This is a genomic window from Methylobacterium aquaticum, assembly GCF_001043915.1.
GTDB classification, from domain to species: domain Bacteria; phylum Pseudomonadota; class Alphaproteobacteria; order Rhizobiales; family Beijerinckiaceae; genus Methylobacterium; species Methylobacterium aquaticum.
The window spans coordinates 1-842 of the sequence record NZ_LABX01000421.1; the positions used below are offsets into that span (position 1 = coordinate 1).

Annotated in this window: 1 protein-coding gene; it reads left to right on the forward strand. The window is 64.5% G+C overall.

Translation table 11 applies throughout. The features are described 5' to 3' along the window. Positions 1-842 (forward strand): ABC transporter permease (locus VP06_RS32935; RefSeq protein ID WP_048468041.1); only part of this gene is annotated, 842 nt, incomplete at both ends.

The window sequence follows — 842 nt, forward strand, 5'->3', positions numbered from 1 at the left end:
GGCGGCAGCGTCGGCTGGCCTATTGGCAGGCGATGCCGCTCGGGCTGGTCTTCCTGGTGTTCTTCGTGGTGCCGCTGGCGCTGACGCTGATCGTCAGCTTCTGGGAGTACAACGAGTACGAGATCATCCCGGCCTTCACGCTTCAGAACTATGCCGACGTGTTCGAGGGCTGCCTGTCCGGGGCCGACCTCTGCACCACCTTCCGCACCTACCTGTCGACGCTGAAATTCTGCCTGCTCGGCTGGGCCGCGACCCTGTCGATCGGCTTCACGGTGGCCTACTTCGTCGCCTTCCACGTCCGCTCGACGGCGATGCAGACGGTGCTCTTTCTGATCTGCACCATCCCGTTCTGGACCTCGAACGTGATCCGGATGATCGCCTGGATCCCGCTGCTCGGCCGCAACGGCCTCGTCAACGACACGCTGATCGGCCTCGGCCTGATCCGCACCCCGATCGAGGGGCTGCTTTATTCCGACTTCTCGGTGGTGCTGGCCTTCATCCACCTCGACACGGTGTTCATGATCGTGCCGATCTTCAACTCGATGATGCGGATCGACCGCTCCTTGATCGAGGCGGCCACGGATGCCGGCGCCACGCCCTGGCAGACGCTGTGGAACGTCATCGTGCCTTTGTGCAAGCCCGGCATCGCCATCGGGTCGATCTTCGTGCTGACCCTGATCATGGGCGATTTCGTCACGGTGGGCGTCATGGGCGGCCAGCAGATCGCCTCGGTCGGCAAGGTGATCCAGGTGCAGATGGCCTACCTGCAATTCCCCGCCGCCGCCGCCAACGCGGTGGTGCTGCTCGGCGCCGTGATGGTGCTGATCGCGGCGCTGACCCGC